Below are 4,935 nucleotides of genomic sequence, written 5' to 3'. Positions count from 1 at the left end.
ATTCCTGCACAATTTATTCTCATGATAAAAACGTCTTAACTTTCTCTCTACTTTTTCTGGGTAAGGTCAAATAGAGAATTTTACAAAAATCTATTTTTAACTTACAATCAATTATTACAATTTTAAACCTACAACTTATGTATAACAGACTTATAATCAAATCTTTTTCAGTATTATGCATCTGTTTACTTGCTTTATACATAACACTGCCAAATTTCTTTGATAATAAGCTTTTTATTTCGAAAAAAAGAATAAACTTAGGCCTTGACCTGAAAGGAGGGGCATCTTTGCTTTTAAACATAGACTTAGACTTCTATTTTAAGGAAAAGCTAAGCATGCTAGCTAACGAAATAAAAGAGACATTGCTAACAAAAAATATTGAATCTAACGTACAAAATAGCGTTGTAACTTTAAATAATATTGATGATTATAAAAAAGCATCTATGTTGATTAATGCGATAAATCCAAATTTAGAGCTAAATAGAAAAGATTCTTCAATTCTCATTTCGTATAAACCCCATTATAAAAATTCTTTGATCAGTGAAGCAGTTGCAGAATCAATAAACAATGTCCAGCGCCGTTTGGATAAACTTGGCACAAAGGAAGTCAGCGTTCAAAAACAAGGGCAGAATAAAATATTAGTGCAGGTGCCTGGAGTAGAAGACACCAAGCAGATAAAATCTCTGCTTGGCAAAACTGCTAAGCTAGCTTTTCATTTGGCAAACACTAACATAGCCAAGGTGCAGGATATAGATTACGAAACTACTGTCATGCTCAAGGATTCTTTAGGTAATTCTTATCCAATATTCCGCAAGACTGAAATAGGTGGCGATTCGCTGGTTAACGCATCAGTTAGATTCGGCAATTTAGGTAAACCGACAGTGCATTTTAAATTTGACAGCATAGCGAGTAAAAGATTCGCGAAAATCACTAAAGAAAATGTGGGAAAACCTTTTGCAATTGTTCTGGATAACACAGTTTTAACAGTACCTACAACACGTGAGCCAATTTTAAATGGAGAGGGAGAAATTAGCGGTAATTTTACTGAAAAACAAGCAAGCGAACTTGCAATACTTTTAAAATCTGGAGCACTGCCAGCACCACTTAAAATAATTGAAGAAAAAAACATTGGCCCAAGCCTTGGAGAAGAATCAATAAAGGCAGGGGAAATGGCAGCAACAATCTCTATTATAGCCGTGGCTTTATTTATAATTATCACTTACGGTAAATTAGGTGTATTGGCCTCTGTTGCGCTTTTTTCTAATGTAATTCTTATATTATCAATTCTCACTCTGCTTGAAGCAACTCTAACTTTACCTGGAATTGCCGGTATTGCACTTACTGTCGGTATGGCGGTGGATGCAAATGTTTTAATATTTGAGCGAATTCGTGAGGAAATAAAATCTGGCAAGAGAGTGGAACGTGCTATTGAAGAAGGGTTTAAAAACGCTATAAAGACAATACTGGATTCAAATATCACTACATTAATTGCTGCAGGAATAATGTTCATTATTGGCAGCGGAGCAATTAGAGGCTTTTCTGTCACTCTATCAATAGGAATTTTATGTTCGATGTTTTCTGCAATCACAGTCACAAAACTCCTGATAGAGTTGTGTATGAACCCGAAGGAACTAGTGCTTTGTTAGTCAACCACCTTCATTCCTACAACGTTATATCCTGAATCGACGTGCAAAATTTCTCCAGTAGTGCCACTACTTAAGTCGCTTAATAAGTATAGCGCTGCCTTGCCAACATCCTCTATTGTAACATTGCGTCTGAGCGGAGAATTATTTCTATTCCATTCTGATATGAAGTGAAAATCGCTTATTCCAGAAGATGCTAAAGTTCTGATTGGACCAGCGGAAATGGCATTTACTCTGATATTTTGTGGCCCGAGATCACATGCTATATATTTTACACTTGCTTCAAGTGCTGCTTTACATAAACCCATAACGTTATAACTTGGCATAACTTTTTCAGCGCCATAATAAGATAAAGTAAGTAAATTACCACCACCTGACATCATTTTTTCAGCTCTTTGCGCTAAAGCAGTAAAAGAATAGCACGATATATGCATTGCATTGAGGAAGTTATTCAGTGAAGTATTGACATATTTACCATCTAACTCATTTTTATCTGAGAATGCTATTGCATGCACCAAAAAGTCAAGAGTACCCCATTTTTTCTCTATTATTTCGAAAGCGTTATCTATGATTTTTTCATTTGAAACGTCGCAGTGTAATATTAGCTCCACATTTAGTTCATCTGCTATTGGTGATAGTTTTTCTTTTATTATTTCATTCTGGTAGGTGATTGCAAGTTCTGCTCCGTGCTCTGAGAGAGTTTTTGCTATACCGTATGCTATTGATCTCTTATTTATTATTCCGGTTATTAATCCCTTTTTGCCTTGTAATAGACTTGTCGTCATAGAACTATCTGTTTTTTTATAACTTGGAATATTAACTAGGTAAAGTCAAGATATCACTATGTTTTAAAATATTTTTTGCAGTAACTTGAAGTCTATAAACAGTACTCTTGATTCTTCTACAACAAAGCCATCCCGTATGACATTTTGTCTATACCTAATTAAGCATATCAATAAGTAAGTAAATCTTAATATAATCTTATTATACTTATAAATACGCTGTATAGAATGAAAGTATGGATGATTTCATAACTGCAAGAAGAAAAGATGATGCTGTGGTATCTGTTTGTCAGGATAATAAGAAAAAAAACGTGTTAATTTTAGGGCTCAATCAAGCCGCAAGGAATTTGTTAAAATACGAGGAAGGGAATTTACTTAATAAGCCGTTAATCAATATTTTAAGTGCAAGAGCAGCTGACGACATGAAGAATTATTTAGAGTATACCGAAAATGGGCACGATTTACTTGATATATTACCTAAAGTGATAGATTTTTTCTTAACTGATGCTAAAGGAGAAGATATCAGGACAAAAGTAAAAGTTTTCCGCACTGCACAATTTGCCAGTAATAAAATAAATTATGAGCTGTTAATACGTGATATCAGTTTGTCCCATAAATTAGGAATCTTTAGAGATGAATATCTAATGGGTAAGAAATATAAAAACCATGACTTATTCGATATACCGGGCAATGAGTCCACTATTCTAGAGTTATACGTTATATTGAATTTCGCCTTTCAACATCAAATTAATGCAGCTATAGGAATAATTGGCTTAAATAGTAGCTGTAGCGAGACAAATGATGCACTGAAAGTTGTCATAGAATATTTTTATAAAAATTGCCGTAGTGATGATTTTCTAGGGTATATTGATGAGAATAAAGTGCTTTTTGTTTTGATTAACTGCGATGTAAAAAGTACATCTAAAATAATTAATCGTATACATTCTGCCATTAATAAGCAGTTATTAATGCAAAAATTACCAAGTGTATCAATAATTTATGGGAATATAGCTCAAAAACAGGCAGCAAAATCTACCAGCGGTGCCTTCTGAAAAGTTGTTTTTTATTTATATTGAGTTTAAACTTAAATTTTTATAAAGATTTAAGGTTATTTATGAAGTTAAAGTACTACCTGGTAGCACTGCTTTCATCATTGTTTTTGCAGAATAGTGCTAGCTCTAGAACAATTTTGGATAAGGAAATATTCTATGTAGAACTAGACGGAAAAATAGATTTGAGATTCGGCTACGCCTTCAACAGAGATTCTTTCAATGCTAAGGCTAAGGATAAAACTTCAAGTTATTCATACTTGCGCTTTCTTTATTTACAGCAAGTTTATCCAAATACTCAAATGGGGTTTAATGTTAAGGCAGGAGTTTCTGGTATTGCAAACCTAAAAGCGTTAGACATAGAAAAGTTAGACATGGAGGAAGGGTATTTCATCATTAAAAATCAGGGACTTGGATCAATTGAATATGGTAAAAGAAGTTTAGTTAGTCAGAGCATGTTAATTAACACTTCAAAAATTTATGCAGCTGCTGGAGGAGTAAATGGTCATTGGACAAACTATGCAAATTTGCGCGGTGATCATAAAAAAGATGGTGACCCTGGATATAATCAAGACAAGGTGTTCTGGGTCAAGCCCAATATTTATAGCGATTATAATGAACTCGAACTAGGGTTAAAACAATCATCAATTAACTACATCTCCCCTGAAATCTATAACTTTCAACTCGGATTCAGTTATGTTCCAGGAAAAAATAACTTACAGTACAGCAATTTAATTGCTGCTGGCCTTTCCTATAAAAATAGCTTGTCAGATGATATAGGTTTTACTACTGCCTTAACTGGTGAATTTGCAAGGGAAAATTTTAATGACTGTACAAATAAAAATCCTAGCGATCTTCAGTGTCATAATCAATTACTACACTGGAATTTTGGTTTGAAGCTAAAATTGTTTGATCTTGATTGCATTTTTTCGTATGGTAATGGCGGTAAATCTGGTGAGAAGCATAATCCTGAAACAAATAATACGTATTATATGAATGCAGGTATCGCTTACCATTCTGATTCTTACAAATCAAGCTTAACATATTTTAGTAGTGGTAGGGATATTGCAGGCGAAGGTACAAACGAGTTAACATCATATGCTTTAAGTCTTGAAAATTCTCTTTTTTTAGGTACTTCATACTATTTCGATATTGTAAAATTTAGTACCAAAGAACCTAAAATAGAAAATAACAACTCTGGTTATGTGTTCTTGGCTGGACTGAAATTAAGTTTTTAATATTGCCTCCTTCCAACACTCTTTTCTGTCATCCAAGGTAACCGTTCACACTTAATTTTTCAATCTCACTCATGGAGAGGCCAGTAAACTGACCTTACCCAGAAAAAGTGGAGAGAAAGAAAAGAGTTTTTTCGGGTAAAATAAAATTTTGGAGGATTAGAAATGGTAAGAGAATATACGGCAGAATTCAAATTGGAAGCTGTTAAGCTGGCAAATGAACAAA

General features: G+C 33.7%; 4 protein-coding genes. 3 read left to right on the top strand and 1 reads right to left on the bottom strand.

All coding sequences use genetic code 11. The features are described from left to right. The first annotated feature begins 137 nt into the window (after positions 1-137). Positions 138-1,646 carry a protein translocase subunit SecD gene (gene secD / locus ACIPNH_RS03585; RefSeq protein ID WP_400771773.1) on the top strand — a complete coding sequence of 503 codons (1,509 nt, stop codon included), beginning with the start codon at positions 138-140 and terminating at the stop codon, positions 1,644-1,646. Here secD and ACIPNH_RS03580 read toward each other — a convergent pair. Beyond that, positions 1,643-2,428, bottom strand: coding sequence for an enoyl-ACP reductase FabI (locus ACIPNH_RS03580; RefSeq protein ID WP_400771771.1), 786 nt, complete (start codon positions 2,426-2,428; stop codon positions 1,643-1,645). The two genes, secD and ACIPNH_RS03580, sit on opposite strands and share 4 nt — an antisense overlap. Before the next feature lie 233 nt (positions 2,429-2,661). Here ACIPNH_RS03580 and ACIPNH_RS03575 point away from each other — a divergent pair, with 233 nt between their 5' ends. Continuing rightward, a complete protein-coding gene (locus ACIPNH_RS03575) occupies positions 2,662-3,477 on the top strand; it encodes a hypothetical protein (RefSeq protein WP_400771769.1) in 816 nt (271 codons plus the stop codon). A 62-nt stretch (positions 3,478-3,539) separates the two neighbouring features. After that, positions 3,540-4,712: a porin gene (locus ACIPNH_RS03570; protein WP_400771775.1), complete on the top strand. Its 1,173-nt coding sequence runs from the start codon at positions 3,540-3,542 to the stop codon at positions 4,710-4,712. Positions 4,713-4,935: the final 223 nt, after the last annotated feature.

It is taken from the genome of Wolbachia endosymbiont of Drosophila barbarae, from assembly GCF_044752445.1.
Lineage (GTDB): Bacteria > Pseudomonadota > Alphaproteobacteria > Rickettsiales > Anaplasmataceae > Wolbachia > Wolbachia pipientis.
This window is presented reverse-complemented; position numbering and strand designations above follow the sequence as displayed.